Here is a 19,469-nt window from a genome sequence, read left to right as displayed (position 1 = left end):
AACTACCGACCTGCGGGGGGCAACCCTCACGGCAGCAGAAAATCGAAACTGGCGAACATCGGAGACAACCATGTATTCAAGGAGAGAAATCATGAAAACCACCCTCGCAGCCGGCGCCGTTGCCGTTTTTGCGCCTGCCGATCTCGGCAACGCGGCCGGATCAAAGCTGGCCTGGAAGCACTTCCCCGCCGGTCAGAATGGCTTCTTTCGCGCTCCGGTGCTGCTGACCGGCGCCAGCGAAGCGTTGCTGATCGATGGCGGGTTCACCTATCCCGACGGCCGTGCGCTGGCGGAGGCGATCAAGGCCACCGGCAAGACGCTGACCGCAATTTATGTCAGCCAGTCCGATCCGGACTATTACTTCAGCCTGAAGCCGGTCCTCGAAGCCTTTCCCGGCACAAAAGTGCTGGCCGCTTCCGATACGATTGCAGCGATCAAGGGCAATATCGAGAAAAAGCTTGCCGTTTGGGGGCCGCAGCTCAAGGAGAACGGCCCGCAGACCCTTGCAGACATCGTCATGCCGGAAGCCTTCGACGCTCCAAGCGTCACAGTTGATGGCGAAACAGTCGAGATTGTCGCGGCCGAAGCAGGGGTAAGCAATCGCCGGTACCTGTTCGTGCCATCGCTGAACGCCGTTTTCGGGGGCGTCATGATTTTCTCCGGCGTCCACGTGTGGACGGCCGACACCCAGGCTCCGGAGCAGCGTGCCGCTTGGGTGGCCACCCTCGACAAAATCAGCGCTCGCAAGCCAACGATTGTCGTTCCCGGCCACATGACGCCGGAAGCGGCAACCGATCTGTCCGCCGTCGAACACACGAAGAGCTATCTGCTCGCTTTCGAGGAAGAACTCGCCAAGGCAGCCGATTCCGCTGCGCTGAAGGCCGCCATGGAAGCCCGCTTCCCCGGTCTCGGCATGGGCGTTGCGCTCGACATCGGCTCCAAGGTTGCTAAGGGAGAAATGAAGTGGGGCTGAACGGCCGATCTTCAAATTGATCCGAAGGGCCCGGGAGGGCCCTTCATCTCTGGGAAGGCCGCAAAAGTGGTGATGCAGTCGTCAGCACTTAGGGAGCTTACCATGTGTCGTCGAAGTTCGAATGAAGGCCGATAGCGTAGTTCCATAATTCAGCTTATGCCACTTTACGCCATCTTAGATTGCATATATTTTCGCCGTTGAACTGCGAAAGATCCGCCAACCGACTGCTAAATAATGATAATCTCAACAGAACTACACACGCTGGAGAGGATTTTGACTTCCTCTTCCCCCTCTTAACGTGAGGCGGCACAAAGCCGGCGTTGCCGGCCGAAAGCCGAGGCCGCCGCACGAGATGACGAAGGAGCTAGGCGGAGGACTAACGAAAATAGTTGATTGCCGCTCTCATCTTTAGTACCGACTGTCACCCGGTTAAAGGAAGTCACGTGGCTATACTCCCGATACAAGATCCGCCTCGAACGGCTGAAACTTTTGTCGCCGAAAATATAGGTCTTTTGATAGAGCGGAACGAAATTCTCTTCGACGTCAGTCTTAAATTTCCGGCAGGAGAAGTTGTCGCACTGGTCGGCCACAACGGCTCCGGCAAATCCAGTCTTCTCAAAATGTTGGCTCGCCAGCTTGTGCCGAGCACTGGATCGATCTCTTACGGGAACCAGGATCTGAGGATGTATAGCGAACGCGCCTTTGCGCGTTCGGTCGCATATCTGCCCCAGGATGTCACGACCGGATCGGAAATGACGGTCCGCGAGCTTGTGGGATGCGGTCGCTATCCGTGGCACGGAGCGCTCGGTCGCTTCACCAAGAACGATGAAGAGAAAGTCGAGGAAGCCCTTCGAGCCACGCATATCGAGACGTTCGCCGAACGTATCATGGGAACGCTATCGGGTGGTGAGCGGCAACGTGCCTGGATTGCGATGCTGATTGCTCAGGACGCTCGCTGCCTGTTGCTCGACGAACCGACTGCGGCACTCGACGTTGCTCATCAGGTCGAGGTGCTCTCACTTGTGCGACGCTTGGCGCATGAGGGTGGAAGGAGTGTCATTATCGTTCTCCACGACATCAACATGGCCGCTCGCTTCTGCGATCGGATCCATGCATTGAAACGTGGTCGCGTGGTGGCCAGCGGAACGCCGGGCGCGATCCTCGCGCCGAACACGCTGCAAGAGATCTATGGGATCGACATGGACGTGATCTCTGCGCCCAACCTGCCCTATCCGCTCGCCTATGTTTGCTGAGGCTCTGCGTTCAATGGGGGTTTCGCGGCGCTCCTTTTTGCAGTTCGCCGGGGCCTCGCTCATTCCAGCTCCGCTGTTTGCACAGTCGATGGGCCCAAGGATCGTCAGTCTCGACTACGGCCTTGCGTCCACTCTTTTATCCCTCGGATTGCCTCCGATCGGGATTTCGGACCTCGCCGATTGGGACAGATGGGTTGTCGAACCGCCGATGCCAAAATCCGTCGTCGATATCGGCAGTGCGTTCGAGGTCAATTTTGAGATTCTCGTTACGCTGAAGCCCGACATTATCTTGACTACACCCTACCTGGATGAGCTGTTGCCCAAGCTGCAGTCGGTGGCGAAAGTCGTTCGGCTGGAAATCTTTACGCCGGGCATTGGACCTATTCTTACCGCTGCTATCGCGGCAACGCGTAAATTGGCCATTGAGCTTGGACGTGAGAATGAAGCAGAGCAGTTCCTGGCGCGCGCCGACGTCTTCTTTGCGCACTGCCGCAGCCGCCTGGTGGGCAAGAACCTGCCGCCGGTCGCCCTGGTGAACTTCATGGATGCCCGCCATGCCCGCATCTACTCAAGTCCTGGACTGTTCCACAATGTACTCGAGCGCATCGGTGTCCGGAACGCCTGGACCAGAGAGTCGAATTACTGGGGCTTTGAAACGATCGGGATTGAAGATCTCTCCAAGATCACCGATCCAGACGCGCGTCTGATCGCCTTTGAGCCAATTCCTCTGGACGTTCTTCCGAAACTCGCTCAGAGCCCGCTGTGGAACAGGCTTTCGTTTGCGCGTCCAGGCCATCTGTCGATTCTGCCGCCAGCCCTGATGTTCGGGATGGTGAACGAAGCCATGCGTTTCGCAGGCCTTTTGACAGATCTTCTGGAGAAGGACACTTGATGGTTTCCCGCCGCGACAATATCGGGCCAGCAATTGTCTTCCTCCTCCTGATGTGCGGTGGAGGCGTGGCATCGTGGTTTCTTGCCGCTCCTGCGCTGTCGGAAATGGCTCGAGGGGACTACGATGTCACGCGAATGGTGTTCACCTATTCGACGCTTCCCCGTCTTGCGACGGCGCTGATTGCCGGAGCCGCGCTTGCCTTGTCCGGTGCGCTGTTTCAGCAAGTTTTGCGAAACCCGCTCGCCGATCCTGCCACCCTTGGCGTGTCGGCCGGAGCAAACCTGGCGCTGGTGGTAACATCGCTGTTTCTCCCCGACTTGCTTGGCGCCGGCCGCGATCTTGTCGCTCTGATCGGCAGCGCGACCGCTGCTGCGATCGTCGTCAGCCTGGGCGCGCGCCGCGGCTTTTCGCCTTATTCGCTTGTTCTGTCGGGGCTGGTTCTCAGTCTTTGGTGCGGCGGCCTCGCTGCCATCCTGACCTATTTGAACCAGCGCTACCTCTCGAGCCTGTTCATCTGGGGCGCCGGCTCGCTGGCACAGCAAAGCTGGGTCATTCCCCTGTCGCTTCTTTGGAAATTGGCTGTCATCGCCATCGGCTGCGCTTTCGTGATGAGACCGCTTTCGCTGCTCGATCTTGGCGAAAGCAGTTCCACGGCACTTGGCGTCAGATTGGTCCGCCTGCGTTTCGTTGTCATCGCCCTTGCCGTCACGCTTGCTGCATTTGTCACGAGCGCCGTTGGGGTCATTGGTTTCATTGGACTGGTCGCGCCGACGATTGCGCGATTGTCCGGAGCACGGCGTCCCACGCAGCTCATCCTCTGGTCTCCGCTGATCGGCGCCGGGCTGCTGTTCTTCGCCGACTCCATCCTGCAACTCGTCGCCGGCGGACTTGGTGATTTCTTGCCGACGGGGGCGGTGACAGCCATCTTCGGTTCGCCGCTGCTTCTCGCGCTCCTGCCGCGGCTGAAGATCCGTCATAGACTACAGCAATCGCCGGCGTTCAGACGGCCACGTCGATGGGATGGAACCCGACCGGTCATCATCGCGGCCGCCGGCCTGCTCGTCCTGTTGATGGTCAGCGCTTTTCTCGGACGCGACGTCAATGGCGGCTGGGCTTTTACATCAGGCGAATTTTCGGTCGATGTCCTTGCGATCAGGATACCTAAAATCCTCGCCGCCCTGACATCGGGCGCCATGCTTGCTGTTGCGGGCTCCATCCTTCAGCGGCTGACGGGAAACGAAATGGCAAGTCCCGAAGTCCTGGGAATCAGTGCCGGCGCGACCTTCGGTGTTGCAATTGCCCTGTTTGCAGTCGCTCCAGGATTTTCCGGGCAATTTGCATTTGCCGTGGCTGGTGCGATCAGCGTTCTTTTTGTCATCTTCGTCAGCTCCCGGCGATCGGCGTTCGCACCTGAACGGGTCCTGCTTGCGGGCATTGCCTTAAGCGCGATGGTCGATGCCGTCGTCGGCGTGTTGAGCTCGACGGGAGATCCAAGAGCAGTTCTGCTGATGCGGTGGATGAGCGGGTCCACCTATCTTATCGACGGGTCGACCGCCGCAATGGAGGTGGCGCTCGGCGCCGTGCTGATTGCCGTCTCGCTCGCCGCTCGCCGCTGGCTTGACATACTTCCGCTTGGGCCGTCGCCTTCGGCGGCGGTCGGTATACCCTTGGCGAAATCGCGATTTGCGCTTTTTGGCCTCGCAGGATTGTTGACGGCTGCCGCGACGCTCACGGTTGGCCCATTGTCATTCATCGGCCTCATGGGACCTCACCTTGCACGGGAGGCGGGATTGGCGCGCGCGCTGCCGCAAATGGTCGGCGCCGCTCTGATCGGAGGGGGGCTTATGGTTGCTGCTGACTTCGTCGGCCGCACGATCGTATCGCCCTACCAGATCCCGGCCGGTCTTGTTTCCGCACTCATCGGAGCGCCGTTCTTGATGCTGATGATGCGGAAGCGCGGAGCCGGCTGAGGGTTGCGCGCGCAGGGCCGTGGGTGTCATCGCGGCGATGAAGTCCGCCATCACTAGGAGCGGTTTGCTCCACCAGCGAAGATCCGCAGACAAACGGTCATCCACGACGCCGGCTACAGCGCCGCTGAAACAGTCGGAATTACTGCATAATTCCTTCGCTCAGATTGTGGACGCCGCCTTGATCAGGCGGCGTCCGTCACTTTTACCAGGAATACTTCAGCGTACCGACGACCTTACGCCGATCGCCGTAGAACTCAGTTCCGTAATAGCTGGTGGCGAGATACTTATGGTCAAAGAGGTTCGTCGCATTGACGGCCAGCGTCACATCCTCGGTCACCTTGTAGCTGACTGCGGCATCAACCAGCGTATAGCTGGTAAGCGACACCGTATTTGCATCGTTACCGTAGGTTTGACCGATATAGCGGACACCTCCCCCGATCGTCAGGTCACCGCGCCATCCATCTCCCGGAATCGTATAATCGAGCCAGGCCGATGCCAGATGTCGCGGCACGCGGGAAGGCCGGTTACCGACATTGCCGCCTGTCCCGTCTTCGCGGATTTCAGCATCCCAATAGGAATAGGCAAGCGTGAGATTGAGCCTGTCGTTGATTGCGGCTTTCCCTTCAAGTTCGATGCCGCGCACACCAACCTTGCCAATCTGCTCCTGCACCAGAGGGCTGACATAGCTCGGCACATTGGTTTGGGTAAGATCAAACAGCGCCAAGGTAAAGAGGCCGTCAAACCCATCCGGCTGATATTTGAGGCCAACCTCGTATTGTTCACCCTGCTGTGGTTTCAACGATCCCGTCACAGCGTAGCCGTTTGCGGTCTGCGCGACGAGCGGTTGGAAGGTTTCCGAATAGTTCGCATAAGCTGCGAGATTCGGCGTAAATTTATACGTCAGTCCGGCCCGCTTGGTGAAAGCTGACGCCGTGTCGTCGTCACTTGTCCCGCTATCGAGGTAATCCGCAGTCGTGTGAACCTGGTCCCATCGTCCGCCCAGGGTAACGATCCATCGATCGTCGAACGTCAATTGCTCCTGAGCATAGATCCCGAGCGCCTGCTGCTTGACGCGCCAGTTCACGTAAGGGCCGAGATTGATGCAGGAAAGACCGCAATAGACCGGATTATCAATATCGATCGGCCCCGCCGTGCCGAACAGGATGTTTTCGCGCGTATTGTCACTGGTATAGTCGACGCCGACCAGCGTCTTGCTGTCGATCCCGTCCCATCCGGTATCGTACTGCAGCTGATTGTCGAAGGCGTAGCGGTTGGACATGCCGTCGACCGAGAACGCCGTTCGATTGGCCGTCGGATCCAGCGATGCGCCATAGACTTCGGCATAGTCGAGCTCGAGATGCGTATAGCGGGCATTCGAGCGGAAGGTCAGGTTGTCGTTGATCTCGTGCTCGAACTGATAGCCGATGTCGGTCTGCTCCGTATTGAAGCGATTGAAGTCCGGTTCGCCTAGGAAAGCGTCGATATCGATATTTGCGCCGGTCGGAACACCCCGCGCGCCCGTTCCATCGCGTTTATAATAATCGGTCAGAATGGTGAGCGAGGTGCCCTCTTCCGGCTTGATCGTCAGTGCCGGTGCAATGTAGGTGCGGTCGTCGTTCGAATAATCCAAGCCTTAGTCACCGTCCTTGGCAAGTCCGGTAAGCCGGTAGGTCCATACGCCATCGGCATCGATCGGGCCGCCAAAATCCGCACCCACCTCCTTGGTACCATCCCCATACGACGTGTAAACTTCACCATGCTTCTCATCCAAGGGACGCTTGGTGATTGCATTGACGAGTCCTCCCGGACCGTTAAGGCCAAAGAGGGTCGACGTCGATCCTTTCATGACCTCGACGCGCTGAAGACCATAGGGTTCGAGGCGGCTGGCAGTGAATCAGGCGGGAATACGCGCCGCCAGTCCATCCCGGTAGGTGCCAAGCGCCGTCTGATCAAAGCCTCGAATTCTTATATAATCGTAGCGATCGTCGTTACCGAACTCGTCTGAAAAGACGCCGGCGGTATAAGCGACCGCCTGCTGAAGATTGTCCACATGACGCTCTTCCAACTCTTTTTGCGTCACCACCGACACTGACGCCGGTACATCGAAGACCGGAGTATCTGTTTTGGTGCCTGTGGCGGTATCCTTGGCAACGATGGTGCGATCAGGGCCAACCACACGATCCGACTTGCCGGTTATGACGATCGGGGCCAATTGCGTCGCCTCTTCCGCCGCATTGTCTTGGGCCCAGCCGATGCCTACCGATCCGAACGACACTGTCATCAAAGCGCTGCTCGCAATCAATCGGCTTGTGAACACACGCAACTTTCCCTGTAGTCCTACTGTCATACTATCCCCTGTCAGACCAATATCGAGCAGCGTGACGGCCGCCCCTCCGGCCACTGCAGCGAGTCCGTTTACTAAAACAGGAGAATTTGCGTCAACTTAATAGTCACGCTTTTGTGACTATATTTGCTCCTGGTCGGGACCGAGAGGTTTGGGGACAACACGGAGAGAGGATGTAATCCTGAACGGCCCATCTGGCACTGACCTTGACGAGTGCACGCGCGAGGACGATCGTCCAACCGCCGGGTCTATTCACCGATGAAGCACTTGCAGAGAGCGTCACATGTCGGTCAAACTCTGGACAGCGAATGCGATGCCAACCGCGCGATTCACGGCCGCCGCAAGAACGGACATGTGGGTCTCGCCGGCATAAAGCTCGAATTCGGTACGCAATCCGTCGGTAGTGCCGTTTAATCGCTCCGCCATCTCCCGCGCCAGGAGGACGGTCCGTTCCGTCTTCCTCTTCTCCAGGCGTGCGGTGGCATCCTCGTTGCGGTACTGGAAGGGAGCCAGCTCATCGCCTTCGTATTCTCCGGCGGACAAATGCAGGAAGGGTGCATTCCCCGGTGCGTCTTGACGCTGCGCCTCGTTCTTGAGGATTTCACTGTTCTCCCAATAGATGGTTGGGCTGGCCGCAATCCAATTGGCAAACAGACCTGGACGCTCGAACAGGGCATAGAGAGTAAAGAGGCCGCCGAAGGAATGTCCGAAAAGCGATCGGCGCATCGGATTGCAGATGTTGGGAACATAAGTACTGCTGCCCGATCGCTTTACGGACAAGATGCAAAACAGCGGCCGCCTGGTGCGCACTATGTGCGCGCTACGATGGTCGCTCAGGTGATTGCACCTTTTGGGTAGGCGTTTTCAAACATCTGGGGACGGAAGCGATTGTGGATTTCCAAAAGCAAAGGCAGGCTTCGCAATGACGCTGGAGGTATCTGAACGTGCGCGTTTAGCTTCGCGAGAGTAGCGCCTGCCTCGAGCGGTAACCTCCACCTGGATTTCTCGCCTTGCCAAATTTTGCCATGCTGGCTATTTTAGCCCGATGAGCACTACGAATATTTCGCTGCCGGATAACCTGAAGCCGTTCGTCGACCAGCAGGTCGCCCGGCGAGGCTATGGTACCAGCAGCGAATACGTCCGCGAGTTGATCCGTCACGACAAAGATCGGCAGCACTTGCGTAGTCTCCTGCTTGAGGGTGCTTCATTCGAGACGACCGAGCCGGTTGATGCCGCCTATTTCAATAGCCTGCGAGCCCGTGCCTCGCGGCAAAGCTCCAAGTGATTGCAAAGTCTATCGTTCCCCGCGAGTCGGCCCGCGGGGATATCGAGAATGCCGTGGACTACTATGCTCGCGAGGCTGGCGCTCAAGTCGCGATTAGCTTCGTTGACGCGCTGCAGTCGACATTTGGTTTGATCGCAAAGCATCCTTCATCGGGTTCATCGCGCTACGCATATGAACTCGGTTTGCCCCATCTGCGCAGCATGTCGCTGAAGGCTTTCCCCTATACCGCCTGGATCGGCTGAAGCTGCATCGCATCGCCGACCAGCACGATTTTCGCCCCTGCTTCTTCATTGGATGCGCAAGCAAAGGCCAATCGCTTCGTGCGAACTTGACGAGCTCACACGTTCAGCAGCGCCGCCCGAGTTGCGTTGGGCGGACGTCTGCGATAAGCGCCTTTGTACGCCGCTCCCGCACGGAAGGCGCCAAGGACTTCTGAGGAACCGAGACGAGCATGGCCGCTGAAAATGACGAATACATCTATGACGAAGTGACTGGCGAATGGCGTCCGGCTTCGGAGATGGCAGCATCCGCCAGTGGCGGTGAGGCGGTCGTTCGAGACGCAAGCGGCAATGTTCTGGCCGATGGTGACTCGGTCACCGTCATCAAGGATTTGAAGGTCAAGGGAGCCGGCCAGACGCTGAAACAGGGCACCGTCATCAGGTCGATCCGCCTCACTGATAATCCCGAGGAGATCGATTGCCGCCATGATGGAATTAAGGGCCTCGTTCTACGCACCGAGTTCGTGCGCAAACCCTAATTCGAGTTCTCAGGGCCTGCTCAGCGGAATCGGCTGACCTCCGTGGCCGACTTGCGGCGACGGATGAATTCGCGCAGCAGCGGCAGGAAGAAGGCTTTGCTGAAGCGGCCGGTTGGCGGCTCAGGCTCAAGATAGAATGAATTTCCGACGATGTCGGTATTGAACTCATCGAAGATAATCCAAAGCCTGCGATCGGCATCGAGGCCGGCGCGGCGCTTTTCGATGGCCGGCACTTCCACAGCAAACCGCGACGCCTCCGGCTGCTTGGTGGTGATGGGAAAGAAGAGAACCAGATCCCCGTCCGGCCGCGGCATTCTCACGCCGACGGCCACCGGCCGCTCCTTGCGTCCTTCCGTCTCTCCACGCCCAGCCTCTCTCGCCCATAGATAGGGATAGCGTATGACGCTTGCGGTCTGGATCAGCTCGTAGTTCATCAGTTGCCTGCCTCGTCCTCGCCGGCGTAGGCCTCGACGGCGTTTTCGAACTCAGCAAACAGTTCATCGGGCATCGTTTCAATGGTCCCGGCGGTGCGCCGATCCGACTGCTTCATCAGCCGTTGGTAGTCTTCGATATTGAGGAGGACCAGTCGGGGTTTGTTCCGCTGGGTGATGGTCACTGGATGGCGGAGGGCCTCGGCGATGATGTCGCCAGACTTACGGGAGAGGTCGCTGGTTGAATAGGAACCGCTTGACTTGGACATATGGGTTTCCTTGTTGCTGTATTTGTTGCAATATACAGCATTTCCAACAATGCTGCAAGTTGCTTATTTGAGGCGTTGCGGCCTTGCGCGGACGGGAATTGCGTCCGCCATTGCCGCTCAGCTCACAACGGCTGCGGCGATCGCCAATTGTGAGGCGGGCGTCGTCCACCGCCTCTCAGCGTCTGAAGCGCCTTTTACCACGAGGATCAAATGGCGCGCACCGCATGAACGGGGATGCCAGTTTCCGGCGTGATATCCCTAATAATCCATGCCAGTGATCCGAATTCTTCGTCGGTCAACCCAACCAATGTCGGAAACCGGACCTCGACCCCACCGTCATCGGCCGTCAAAGCGTTGATCCAACTGCCGCCATTGATGCGGTATTCGTAGGTGCCGACGTCGATTTCGAGATCATCCAGCAGATGGATGGTCAAGCGCCCAAAAATCTCGTTCTCGCCCTGCAGCTGATATCCGGCGAATTCATCCTCTCCGGTGAAAACACGTCGTTGCAATGCCATGATTACCTGTATCCGAGCGATTGCCGCGTCGAGCCCCTCAATCAGGCGAACATGAAGCTCTCGCGAGAAACCGCTGTCGCAACCGAAGCGGTTTGCGAGGACGACAAGCGAAAGCCAGAAAGCTTGGCGCAGAGCATGAGGTTCTGATCGGTTGTCATAATGTGATCTCCTTCATCTTTGACGTAGATCGGCCACTCCCCGGCAAAGAGGGGTCGAGGACCGCGGACCGCGGCTTGCAAGCGGGGGAACCGATTTTGTCGCTTGCGGCAAAATTGGGGGAGACCGCGCCGTCCCTGACGCCGGATTTGGATCTTCCTTGTCCGAGGCAACGCCGAACCCGATCCTGAAGTCGATACTGCCGACCGCCCGCAGCTCGAAGGCTACAGCCTGATTTCCTTTGCCTGGATCGCAGGCTATAGCCCGACGTCCGCATCTTTGCCTGCCCACAATTTGTCCGCGATCAGCCGGTGCTGTTCCGCTGCTGCCCTATCTTTTTCCCGGAGCTGGAGTTCGCTAAGGCGGCGATGGGCCTGATATCCCGAAGAGGGTCGGCTTTTCTGAAGGCGATGGGCAGTCGCTGCGCAATTGCCTCTGCGCGAAGCGTGCCGGCCAGGTCGAACGTCTCTGCCAGCTGCGCCAAATTCTGGGGAACACGAAGACCAAACGGAAACCAATGGATGCTGCGGCGAGCAAAGCAGAGCTTGTTTGCCACTCCTCCGTTATCGACCGCCGACTTGCTCCCGAGCCTGGTGATTAGCGTTCACAAAAAGAAGAAGAGGTGATAGTTTTGCGCAAGCTGTGAACGATTTTCACGGTCGGGTCTAGACCGAGTGATCCAATTTCGCGGAGACGCTGATGCGTGAATGGCCTACGCAGAGTGTGAGGGATTTTCACGGACGGCCGCTGCCTGAGCGCGGTGAACCGGCTGGGTATGCCGCGATCATGGCACGCTACGATCTGATCTTGCCGCCACCTATAAGGATGACCGCGATAGCCGAGCGACATCATCCGACATCAACCGAGGCGTGGTTGATGCTGACGCCCCGGTATCGTCCACAGCCCGAGCTTGGCGCTCATCTGGTTTTTGCCTTCAGATACGAAGGCGTCGATCTCCAGGTGTTATCGGCTCTGTTCCAGATCATTGAGACTGACGAGATCGAGGCTATCATCCGGGCCACGCCAACTGGCGCTTTCGCGCGCCGCCTCTGGTTCCTGTACGAGTGGCTGACCGATCGGCAGCTTGATATTCCCGATCCCGGGAAGGTGCGGATGGTGACGATCCTCGACCCGGATCAGCAATATGCACTAGCCGAAGGCGATCCATCTCCGCGGCACAAGGTCTCGAACAATCTGCCGGGCACGCCGGCATTCTGCCCACTAGTTCGCCGGACGCCGGATCTCGCCGCGTTCTCGCAAAAGGCGCTCGGTGAACGGGCCCGCGAGGCGATGGGTCGCGTCCGTCCCGATCTTGTAGCGCGAGCCGCTGCTTTTATTCTGCTCAACGATTCGAAGTCCTCCTTCGCCATCGAAGGAGAGCGACCATCAGGCCAAAGGGCAGCGCGCTGGGGCCAGGCCATCGCGCAAGCGGGCGTGCGTCCGCTCAGCCTCGACGAACTCGATCGCCTTCAGCGCATCGTCATCGGAGACGCCCGCTTCGTACGTCTCGGCCTTCGGGACGAAGGCGGTTTCATCGGCGTACATGACCGAGACACCAACATGCCCATCCCCGATCACATCAGCGCGCGGCATGAGGATCTGGAAAGCCTGGTGGGCGGCCTGATCGCATTCTCTGACCGCGCCGCGCGGGGCGCGATGGACCCAGTCGTAGCAGCGGCATGTCTTGCATTCGTTCGTCTACATTCACCCTTACGTGGACGGTAACGGCCGCCTGCATCGCTGGCTTATCCACCATGCGCTTGCCGCCGCTTCCTACAGTCCTCCCGGCCTTGTGTTTCCAGTCAGCGCGGTGATCTTGCGCAACATCGACCGGTACAGAGCGGTATTGGAGTCCTGGTCGGCGCCGCTCCTTCCGTTCATCGAATGGCGTCCGACGGTCTCGGCCAATGTGGAGGTGCTAAACGACACGGCCGTTTTCTACCGCTATTTCGATGCCACGGCGCATGCGACCTTCCTCTATGCCTGCGTCGAACAGACGGTCGAACACGATCTACCGCAAGAGGTTCGCTTCCTGCAGGCGTTTGACACGTTTTCCGAAGGGGTCCAGCAGATCATCGACATGCCAACGGCTCAAGCCGAACTGCTACACAAGTTCCTCGGGCAGAACGACGGCCGGCTGTCGCAGAGGGCACGCACGAAGGAGTTTGCTGCACTGGACGACCTCGAGGTCGAAAGGATCGAGGCGCTCTATGCCGACGCATTCGAGCGAGACCGAGCCTGACCACCGCTTTCGCGTCTTTGTTCCCAATGGGAAATAGATCTAGAGCGTGAACTCATTAATCCGCTTGTCAGATCAAGCCTTGCAACGCGGGCATCAGAAGAGCAAAAAGCGTTATGTCCGAGAACAACGTCAACGCGCTTTCGTTCGAGTTCGATCGCTCGAATATGTTTGAGCCGCTTTTGCAGGCTGACCCGTCGTTTCGTGAAAAGTGGGAGACATTCCAGGAGGAATATCGATCTGACGACCAGTTGCCATTTTACTTGGCACTGTCAGAGCTTGCTCGTCATCTGATTCAGGATTTGGAAACAGGTAACACGCATCGATTTGACGCGGTCTTTGATGTGGTCGAACGCTGGCACATCAAGGGCGATCCGTATGTTAAACAGGCGGCTACAGTAGGTCTACTCGAAGATTTGCAGAATAGTCATTTGCATCGCAAAACTCGCTCTGACGATTTTATTCCATGGCTGCGGCCGGAAACTCTCGGATGGTGGACTAAGGTCCATGAATTCTGGGCTACAGGAAAGCCGATAATTTGAGCCTTTCCTCAGAAGTTGGGTTCCGAGAATGGCAGGTTTTTGATTCACTGGGGCTTTGATTTGGAGGCCTCTCATGTCCCGTCAGCAGTTCGACCTGACTGATTTCGAATGGAGCATCATACAGTCGTTGTTGCCGAACAAGCCGCGCGGCGTTCCTCGTGTCGACGATCGCCGTGTCATCAACAGCATCTTGTGGCGGTTCCGAACCGGCTCGCCATGGGCGGACGTGCCCGAGCGATATGGACCTTATACAACCTGCTACAATCGCTTCGTGCGGTGGCGCAAAGCAGGCGTCTGGGATCATGTCCTGCATGAGGTGGCAAAGGCTTTCGACGGCGACACGTCATGAGTCTGTGCCCTAGTCGCTCTCTTCGCCTTAAGTGACGTCCGGTATTGAGTGGAGCACCAGACATTTCCGCCGGATGAAATTGCGATCAGGTTTCACCATCGCCTGGTCGCGATCCACCCGTATCCAAACAGAAATGGCCGTCACGCTCGCTCGGCGGCCGATCTTCTGATCGAAGGTCTTGGCGACGAGCGTTTCAGTTGGGGCGGCGAACTCTGGCCGATGTCGGTGAACTGCGCACTCGCTACCTCGCAGCCCTTCGCGCAGCCGACAACCACGATATCACGCCGCTGCTCTCCACCACCGTCTAGGCTTCTTTAGCCGACCTTCAGTGCTATGTCTCCTTCGGGCGGACTGCGGATGACGATGTCATCTCTTCCTTTCCAGGGAAAAGCTCGAACGGCGGTTGACCTCGACACCGATTAGAGAAGCGCCGCAAGACGGGATTTCGGGAATTCTCGACACGCTAAGGGCGGATCAAGGGCAGCCGCAGGAGCCTCAGCATAGCGGCCGACAGAGGCGGAACCGACACTGCCCCCGCCTGTGCGTTCCGTATTCAAGCCACTCCGATGGACGTCAAGGAGTATCGAGATCAGTCGTTGGAATTGCCTTCTGGGAAAAAGAAGCCCGGCACGAGGCCGGGCGGTGGAGGGTAATGGCGCCGGCGCGGATATCCGTGACGACAGGCGCGGACGTCGTCGTCGAGGACGCGCTCTGCTGATGGTTGACGCGCCTGCTGAAGTTGTTGATTGAGCGTGTCGAGCTGGGATTTCAGCTGGGTGATGCTTTCGATCTGCTTGGCGATCGCCGTCTGATCGATGACCGGGATGCCCTGTGGGAACGCCGTTCCGACCGGCAGCAGGGTAGCCGCTAGCACCAGAGCAAACCGTGTCGTGCTCCTTTCCATCAATCCGTTCTCCTTCCTTGCTGAAACAATGGTAGCCAGTCTTCAATCCGGTCGCCGACCTCCGCGCGGATCGCCTCGGCGAGTTCGACGTTCGCGGTGCGGCCGGTCAAGATGTCGAGCTCGTCATCGAAACCCCTGAGGTTTAGTTCGGCGACGACGCTATTGTGACCTTGCTTGACGATGAAGCGGCGGCTTTCGACCGAGAGCTCGCGCGAAAGAAGTTCGAACTCTCGCTCCGTCAGTTTGAATCCGTCGACATAATCGCCATGGCTGCTGCCATCAAGATAGAAGCGGCGACAGGGCGAAGAGTTGCATTTGAGATCATTTGCTTTGTTCCGATCGATCATTCTGAAACACGAGAACCGAGGATTGCCGCCGGGCGCTGAAGACGTCCCACGATGCGGCTTCATCGGGCTGGGAGAGGGATTTTCCGGGTGCTGGCGCCGCCTCGCCATCAGCCGATTCCTCGAGAGGGACTTCTTCGCGCGGCTCGGCGATGGCGACAGACGCCAGGTTGGAGGACAGGGGGACCATTTCCTGGCGGACCTGCCTGTCATATTTGACCATCTTACCGACTGACGGATCGTCCCGTCCGTAATAGGACTGAAGCATGACGTTCTCGGCATGGCTCGCATCAGCACCGGCGCGCAAGGAAAGCCGATAGTAGCTATCGAGCAGTGTGGCCGTGGCCTTGAGGTTCAGGCAGGGATCGAACGCATCCGAAATCGAAAGCTTCAGCTTGCGCAACTCCTCCATGCCGATACCACCAAGACTGACCTGAATGTTCTGGTGATCCGCAATGAGGGAGGTCGCAAGCTCAATTGCTTCCGCCTTCGATGCGGGTTGGCGCTCAAGCGGCGAACCGCTGTTGATCCGAATGGCGAAAGGCTTGAAACGGCTCTCGAGACTGACGACAGCAGCGAGCGTTCTGACTTCCACAATGGGCGCGCATGTCTGCGCGAGATCCACGAAAGCGACCGCCATCGATCAATACCAGACCCGCTGCGTGGCTGTCCCATCGATGGTGACATCGACGTAGTGAGGTTGCGATCGCACGTTCGGACGAGCCGTCGAATAACCCATGCACCGGCGGCGCCCATCCTCCCGCTGCCATCGCGGCGAGAGGACCGAACCTTGCTGAAATTGTTGCCGGCGCCAAGATTGAGGCAGAATGCGTCGCTCACCGGCTGCAGGGGCCGTCGACACGCAGATCGCTTCTCGCCCGCGCGGACCATAATCGCTTTCCAGCCAATATCCGGTTTCGCAGTAATAGGGCTCGTAGCCCGGGCGCGAACTCCTACAGCCGACGCCGCTGCATGTCGGGAACGAATGCCCCTCGGCAAGCTCCCGCCATTCTGCGAATTGTGTTGGGCCGCCGGGATTGGAGAGGCACAGGACGACCTCGCAACCCCAATCAGTTGCTTGCGCGTTGCCAGGCGAGGTAAGATAGGGTGGCAATATGCAGCAGGCCGCGACAACTGAGTTGAACAGAAGGTTTTTCATGAGCACGATCCTTCAAAGGACATCCCTTTGCGGAAGAGGTGGTTTGCGTGTAGAGCAATTTATACTGACTTATATAACACAGTAAAATGACATGACAAGAGCACTCAAGATTCAATGGCACAATCTCGCTTTTTCAGGCCTGATCCTGCATGAGATCCTCGATCATCCCCTCGACGATGACGAGACGCCTCAAGCAAGGCTGAAGCAGGTCGGCATGATGACGATCCTCTACAGCATGAACCAGGCACACCAGAAGCTAACGCTTTCCAGCATCATGGAAATAACCGCTCTGACACGCAGTGGCGTCAAGGAGACGGTGGATCTGCTGGTGAAGCGAGGGATGCTGGACGAGACGATCGTCAAGAATTCCATGGGGCGTGGAACGGCACGCCAGTTCGAGATTTCACAGGCGCTTCTGGAGAAATTGAGCTCCTTCGGAGCCGGATAAGCAACCTATCTTAAGTGACGAGTTCTGATGCACCACCTCGGCGGCGGACATTAATCCATTCTGGAGTAAATTCTCAGGGCAAGTCACCGCAGTGCGGATCTCGCCCGTCTCATCCTCTCCCGGCCTTAACTCGCCAAGGCAACCATCGTTGCCGAACCGGAATATCTCGCGGAAGCCCTGCTATATTACATCAACGATCCGATATATCTGACCCGCGAGCAGAAATTCAGGACCTACGTCCGCTTCACCAAGAAGGGTCAGCTCGACGCGGATCTTGGAGAGACGCTGAAAACTAGCCAGGACCTGCACGCCCAGACCCGGTCTCCAGTGGTAATCCTGATGCAGCACAAGCTGAAGAGAATAGTTCCGGACCAGATTTGCCGGGAGGGTTACAACTGGAGACCTTCCATGCCTCGCGCCAACAGATCGACGATTTCCTGTTGACTGCGATGCTGCTCGCCGAATTCGGCCCTGCGAATTATTTCGAAACCTATGATGTGTATCTGTTGGACGGTGATCGGAAATAGACCGTCTGACGAAAAAGGAGGCGTCCGGCATGAACACAAGCTTGGGTGACCGCAGGGTGACCGCATCAGGCCGAGCGGGCTTGCGCGACTATATCGCCATTGCACGGCTCGATCACAGTACGAAGCATGTTTTCATCGTTCCCGGCATCATCCTCGCCTATCTTCTGCGGGGGGTCAGAACCGACGACCTGACGTCCTCGATCCTGCTCGGATTTGTGACCGCGCTCTGCATCGCATCCGCGAACTACTGCATTAACGAGTGGTTCGACCGCGAGTTTGACCGGCATCATCCGACGAAATCGCAGCGGTCCGCCGTGCAATGCGCGATGAACGGCAGGCTGGTTCAGCTCGAATGGACCGTGCTGCTCATCGTCGGCCTGGGCTGCGCCATCCTCTCGAGCAAACTTCTGTTCTTCGTCGCCTGCCTGTTTGCGATTCAGGGGATCCTCTACAATCTCGATCCGATCAGAAGCAAGGATAAGACCTATCTCGACGTCATCTCAGAATCGATCAATAATCCGATCCGCTTAGTGATCGGCTGGTCAATGATCGACCCAACGAGCCTGCCGCCGGGATCGATCATCCTGGCCTACTGGTTCGGCGGCGCGTTCCTCATGGCGGCCAAACGCTTATCGGAATATGACGAGATCGTCGCGTCGCATGGCAAGGAGTTGCTGTCGCGCTACCGGGCGAGTTTCGCCAAGTATACGAAGGTATCGCTGACCGCCTCCTGCATTGCGTATTCACTGTTTTCGATTGCCTTTCTGTCCGTCTTCCTGGTCAAGTATCGCATCGAGTACATGCTCGTCTTGCCCTTCGTCGTAGCCCTGTTCACGGCCTATTTCGTGATGGCGACGAAACCGGGCTCTACGGCGCAGAAACCGGAAAAGCTGTTCCGCGAGCCCGGCCTGATCGCGATCGTCGCGGCCCTGGCGGCGGCCTTCATCTTCGCGACATTCGTCGACATTCCGCTTTTAGTGACGCTGACCGAACAGCACTACATCACCATCCGATGATCGCGAGGAATGTCGACTGGGGCAGTATCCGGTTCGTCGTCTTCGACGTCGACGGAACGTTATACAACCAGCGCATGCTACGCCTTCGAATGGCCGGCGAATTGATTGCTGATGCAGCGGCGAGAGGCAGCCTGACCAATCTGCGTGTGCTACGCGCATACCGCTCCTTGCGTGAAGCCATCGGCGAGGGGGAGATCGACGATTTTCAGGCGAGCCTGATGACGCGAACCGTCGCGCGAACCGGCCAGCCAGCCGAAAGCATAGAGGCAATCGTCAGCGAGTGGATCGAGCGCCGTCCGCTCGCCTATATCGCATCCTGCCGGTATGATGGGCTGGTGGAGTTGTTTGCCGGGCTCAGACGGCAGAACAAGTCGATCGGGATTTATTCTGATTATCCTGCCGACGAGAAGCTGCAGAGGATGACATTGTCGGCCGATTACATATTGGCCGCAAGCGATCCCGGCGTCGGCATCCAGAAGCCTGATCCGCGCGGCCTGCAGATGCTGATGCAGCGCGCCGGCGTCGGCCCGGCGCAAACCGTATTGATAGGCGACAGGCCCGAGCGGGATGGCCTTGCGGCGCGGCGCGCCGGTGTCCTGCCGCTCATTCGCTCCGACGGGCCACGCGAGGGCTGGCTGACCTTTTCGACCTATTCGGACCCTGTGTTCGCAGCGCTGCGGGCAAAGGAAGCGTCCGGATGATCTTGTCAAAGGCTATCCGCTATGTGTTCACCGGAGGGCTGGCCGCGTTCGTCGACCTCACGGTGTTTCGTGGCCTGCTGGCGTTTGGCGTGCCCCTCGGGCTCTCGGCGACATCGAGCTGGCTGATCGCGGCCGCCGTCAATCACAGCGCCACCAGCCGCTATGTCTTCAATCAGGCAACAAGCCGCAAGCGCGCTTCACTGTTCCTGATCGGCGCACTGCTCGGCCTCTCGATCAATGTCTTCGTGACGTTGATCCTCGTGCAGCAGGTTGGGCTCTCGCCCTTGTGGGCAAAGCTTTTTGGAATCGGCGCGGCCTTCGTCTTCAATTTCCTGATAAACCTTCTCTGGGTGTTCAGGTAGGGCCAGCGAGCGACGGCGCCATATCTTTCC

The 19,469-nt window shown here is 58.2% G+C and carries 16 protein-coding genes and 9 pseudogenes; 16 read left to right on the top strand and 9 right to left on the bottom strand.

Going from position 1 to position 19,469, the window contains the following annotated elements; all coding sequences use genetic code 11:
• Window positions 1-70: 70 nt before the first annotated feature.
• The 4 genes from AC245Y_RS35715 to fhuB all read left to right on the top strand — a co-directional run bounded on the left by AC245Y_RS35715 (window position 71) and on the right by fhuB (window position 5,088).
• On the top strand, window positions 71-973 hold the full coding sequence (locus AC245Y_RS35715) for an MBL fold metallo-hydrolase (RefSeq protein WP_017997644.1): 903 nt from the start codon (window positions 71-73) through the stop codon (window positions 971-973).
• 443 nt (window positions 974-1,416) lie between these two features.
• Window positions 1,417-2,226: an ABC transporter ATP-binding protein gene (locus tag AC245Y_RS35710; RefSeq protein ID WP_012760719.1), complete on the top strand. Its 810-nt coding sequence runs from the start codon at window positions 1,417-1,419 to the stop codon at window positions 2,224-2,226.
• A gap of 13 nt (window positions 2,227-2,239) precedes the next feature.
• Window positions 2,240-3,118 carry an iron-siderophore ABC transporter substrate-binding protein gene (locus AC245Y_RS35705; RefSeq protein WP_017997645.1) on the top strand — a complete coding sequence of 293 codons (879 nt, stop codon included), beginning with the start codon at window positions 2,240-2,242 and terminating at the stop codon, window positions 3,116-3,118.
• Entirely contained in the window at window positions 3,118-5,088 is a 1,971-nt protein-coding gene (fhuB, locus tag AC245Y_RS35700) for a Fe(3+)-hydroxamate ABC transporter permease FhuB (protein ID WP_012760721.1), read from the top strand. The genes AC245Y_RS35705 and fhuB overlap by 1 nt, the downstream gene beginning before the upstream one ends.
• A 202-nt stretch (window positions 5,089-5,290) precedes the next feature.
• On the opposite strand, the pseudogene AC245Y_RS35695 reads toward fhuB, so the two are convergent.
• Window positions 5,291-7,435, bottom strand: a pseudogene (locus AC245Y_RS35695) (TonB-dependent siderophore receptor).
• A gap of 276 nt (window positions 7,436-7,711) precedes the next feature.
• Window positions 7,712-8,170, bottom strand: a pseudogene (locus AC245Y_RS35690) (alpha/beta hydrolase); the annotation flags it as partial.
• Between AC245Y_RS35690 and AC245Y_RS35685 the strand changes: the two are divergent.
• The 4 genes and pseudogenes from AC245Y_RS35685 (at window position 8,149) to AC245Y_RS35670 (ending at window position 9,474) form a co-directional block, all read left to right on the top strand.
• A complete protein-coding gene (locus AC245Y_RS35685; protein WP_487762892.1) occupies window positions 8,149-8,358 on the top strand; it encodes a hypothetical protein in 210 nt (69 codons plus the stop codon). The pseudogene AC245Y_RS35690 and the gene AC245Y_RS35685 sit on opposite strands and share 22 nt — an antisense overlap.
• Window positions 8,359-8,477: 119 nt before the next feature.
• Window positions 8,478-8,717 carry a type II toxin-antitoxin system ParD family antitoxin gene (locus AC245Y_RS35680; RefSeq protein ID WP_012760723.1) on the top strand — a complete coding sequence of 80 codons (240 nt, stop codon included), beginning with the start codon at window positions 8,478-8,480 and terminating at the stop codon, window positions 8,715-8,717.
• A pseudogene (locus AC245Y_RS35675) lies at window positions 8,717-8,941 on the top strand (type II toxin-antitoxin system RelE/ParE family toxin); the annotation flags it as partial. The gene AC245Y_RS35680 and the pseudogene AC245Y_RS35675, both read left to right, overlap by 1 nt.
• A gap of 227 nt (window positions 8,942-9,168) precedes the next feature.
• Window positions 9,169-9,474, top strand: a complete 306-nt coding sequence (locus AC245Y_RS35670) for an alkylphosphonate utilization protein (RefSeq protein WP_012760725.1) — start codon at window positions 9,169-9,171, stop codon at window positions 9,472-9,474.
• A gap of 20 nt (window positions 9,475-9,494) precedes the next feature.
• Here AC245Y_RS35670 and AC245Y_RS35665 read toward each other — a convergent pair whose 3' ends face one another.
• The 4 genes and pseudogenes from AC245Y_RS35665 to AC245Y_RS35650 all read right to left on the bottom strand — a co-directional run bounded on the left by AC245Y_RS35665 (window position 9,495) and on the right by AC245Y_RS35650 (window position 11,404).
• A complete protein-coding gene (locus AC245Y_RS35665; RefSeq protein WP_011654346.1) occupies window positions 9,495-9,908 on the bottom strand; it encodes a hypothetical protein in 414 nt (137 codons plus the stop codon).
• Window positions 9,908-10,174: a type II toxin-antitoxin system prevent-host-death family antitoxin gene (locus AC245Y_RS35660; RefSeq protein ID WP_012760726.1), complete on the bottom strand. Its 267-nt coding sequence runs from the start codon at window positions 10,172-10,174 to the stop codon at window positions 9,908-9,910. The genes AC245Y_RS35665 and AC245Y_RS35660 overlap by 1 nt, the downstream gene beginning before the upstream one ends.
• 206 nt (window positions 10,175-10,380) lie before the next feature.
• Window positions 10,381-10,850 (bottom strand): annotated as a pseudogene (locus tag AC245Y_RS35655) (hypothetical protein).
• 302 nt (window positions 10,851-11,152) lie between these two features.
• Window positions 11,153-11,404 carry a hypothetical protein gene (locus AC245Y_RS35650; protein WP_017997649.1) on the bottom strand — a complete coding sequence of 84 codons (252 nt, stop codon included), beginning with the start codon at window positions 11,402-11,404 and terminating at the stop codon, window positions 11,153-11,155.
• Between the two features lie 143 nt (window positions 11,405-11,547).
• On the opposite strand from AC245Y_RS35650, the pseudogene AC245Y_RS35645 reads away from it, so the two are divergent.
• The 4 genes and pseudogenes from AC245Y_RS35645 to AC245Y_RS35630 form a co-directional block, all read left to right on the top strand.
• Window positions 11,548-13,090 (top strand): annotated as a pseudogene (locus tag AC245Y_RS35645) (Fic family protein).
• A 113-nt stretch (window positions 13,091-13,203) separates the two neighbouring features.
• Entirely contained in the window at window positions 13,204-13,629 is a 426-nt protein-coding gene (locus AC245Y_RS35640; RefSeq protein WP_012760728.1) for a DUF7674 family protein, read from the top strand.
• Window positions 13,630-13,702: 73 nt separating this feature from the next.
• Window positions 13,703-13,969 (top strand): annotated as a pseudogene (locus tag AC245Y_RS35635) (transposase); the annotation flags it as partial.
• A 36-nt stretch (window positions 13,970-14,005) separates the two neighbouring features.
• Window positions 14,006-14,286, top strand: a pseudogene (locus AC245Y_RS35630) (mobile mystery protein B); the annotation flags it as partial.
• Between the two features lie 413 nt (window positions 14,287-14,699).
• On the opposite strand, the pseudogene AC245Y_RS35625 reads toward AC245Y_RS35630, so the two are convergent.
• From AC245Y_RS35625 to AC245Y_RS35615, 3 genes and pseudogenes are all read right to left on the bottom strand, one after another.
• Window positions 14,700-14,882, bottom strand: a pseudogene (locus AC245Y_RS35625) (type IV secretion system protein); the annotation flags it as partial.
• Window positions 14,882-15,154: pseudogene (locus AC245Y_RS35620) on the bottom strand (transporter); the annotation flags it as partial. The pseudogenes AC245Y_RS35625 and AC245Y_RS35620, both read right to left, overlap by 1 nt.
• 49 nt (window positions 15,155-15,203) lie before the next feature.
• Entirely contained in the window at window positions 15,204-15,866 is a 663-nt protein-coding gene (locus AC245Y_RS35615) for a lytic transglycosylase domain-containing protein (RefSeq protein ID WP_012760731.1), read from the bottom strand.
• A 610-nt stretch (window positions 15,867-16,476) separates the two neighbouring features.
• Between AC245Y_RS35615 and AC245Y_RS35610 the strand changes: the two genes are divergently transcribed.
• The 4 genes from AC245Y_RS35610 (at window position 16,477) to AC245Y_RS35595 (ending at window position 19,439) form a co-directional block, all read left to right on the top strand.
• Window positions 16,477-16,833 carry a hypothetical protein gene (locus AC245Y_RS35610; protein WP_017997652.1) on the top strand — a complete coding sequence of 119 codons (357 nt, stop codon included), beginning with the start codon at window positions 16,477-16,479 and terminating at the stop codon, window positions 16,831-16,833.
• A 556-nt stretch (window positions 16,834-17,389) separates the two neighbouring features.
• Window positions 17,390-18,376, top strand: coding sequence for a UbiA family prenyltransferase (locus tag AC245Y_RS35605; protein WP_017997655.1), 987 nt, complete (start codon window positions 17,390-17,392; stop codon window positions 18,374-18,376).
• Entirely contained in the window at window positions 18,373-19,077 is a 705-nt protein-coding gene (locus AC245Y_RS35600) for an HAD family hydrolase (protein ID WP_017997656.1), read from the top strand. Before AC245Y_RS35605 ends, AC245Y_RS35600 begins: the two co-directional genes overlap by 4 nt.
• The gene (locus tag AC245Y_RS35595) at window positions 19,074-19,439 is read left to right on the top strand and encodes a GtrA family protein (RefSeq protein ID WP_017997657.1); all 366 of its coding nucleotides are present in this window, start codon (window positions 19,074-19,076) and stop codon (window positions 19,437-19,439) included. Before AC245Y_RS35600 ends, AC245Y_RS35595 begins: the two co-directional genes overlap by 4 nt.
• The last annotated feature ends 30 nt before the right edge of the window (window positions 19,440-19,469 follow it).

This window comes from Rhizobium sp. SRDI943, from assembly GCF_057653695.1.
Note: the sequence above shows the minus strand (reverse complement) of the source record. Positions and strands in the feature narration are given on the sequence as shown.

Excerpts from the sequence above, each read along its gene's own strand:
- fhuB (WP_012760721.1), top strand. The coding sequence starts at position 3,118 with ATGGTTTCCCGCCGCGACAATATCGGGCCAGCAATTGTCTTCCTCCTC.
- AC245Y_RS35680 (WP_012760723.1), top strand. The coding sequence starts at position 8,478 with ATGAGCACTACGAATATTTCGCTGCCGGATAACCTGAAGCCGTTCGTC.
- AC245Y_RS35665 (WP_011654346.1), bottom strand. The coding sequence starts at position 9,908 with ATGAACTACGAGCTGATCCAGACCGCAAGCGTCATACGCTATCCCTAT.
- AC245Y_RS35660 (WP_012760726.1), bottom strand. The coding sequence starts at position 10,174 with ATGTCCAAGTCAAGCGGTTCCTATTCAACCAGCGACCTCTCCCGTAAG.
- AC245Y_RS35595 (WP_017997657.1), top strand. The coding sequence starts at position 19,074 with ATGATCTTGTCAAAGGCTATCCGCTATGTGTTCACCGGAGGGCTGGCC.
- AC245Y_RS35705 (WP_017997645.1), top strand. The coding sequence starts at position 2,240 with ATGGGGGTTTCGCGGCGCTCCTTTTTGCAGTTCGCCGGGGCCTCGCTC.
- AC245Y_RS35640 (WP_012760728.1), top strand. The coding sequence starts at position 13,204 with ATGTCCGAGAACAACGTCAACGCGCTTTCGTTCGAGTTCGATCGCTCG.
- AC245Y_RS35600 (WP_017997656.1), top strand. The coding sequence starts at position 18,373 with ATGATCGCGAGGAATGTCGACTGGGGCAGTATCCGGTTCGTCGTCTTC.
- AC245Y_RS35605 (WP_017997655.1), top strand. The coding sequence starts at position 17,390 with ATGAACACAAGCTTGGGTGACCGCAGGGTGACCGCATCAGGCCGAGCG.
- AC245Y_RS35715 (WP_017997644.1), top strand. The coding sequence starts at position 71 with ATGTATTCAAGGAGAGAAATCATGAAAACCACCCTCGCAGCCGGCGCC.
- AC245Y_RS35615 (WP_012760731.1), bottom strand. The coding sequence starts at position 15,866 with ATGGCGGTCGCTTTCGTGGATCTCGCGCAGACATGCGCGCCCATTGTG.
- AC245Y_RS35610 (WP_017997652.1), top strand. The coding sequence starts at position 16,477 with ATGACAAGAGCACTCAAGATTCAATGGCACAATCTCGCTTTTTCAGGC.
- AC245Y_RS35670 (WP_012760725.1), top strand. The coding sequence starts at position 9,169 with ATGGCCGCTGAAAATGACGAATACATCTATGACGAAGTGACTGGCGAA.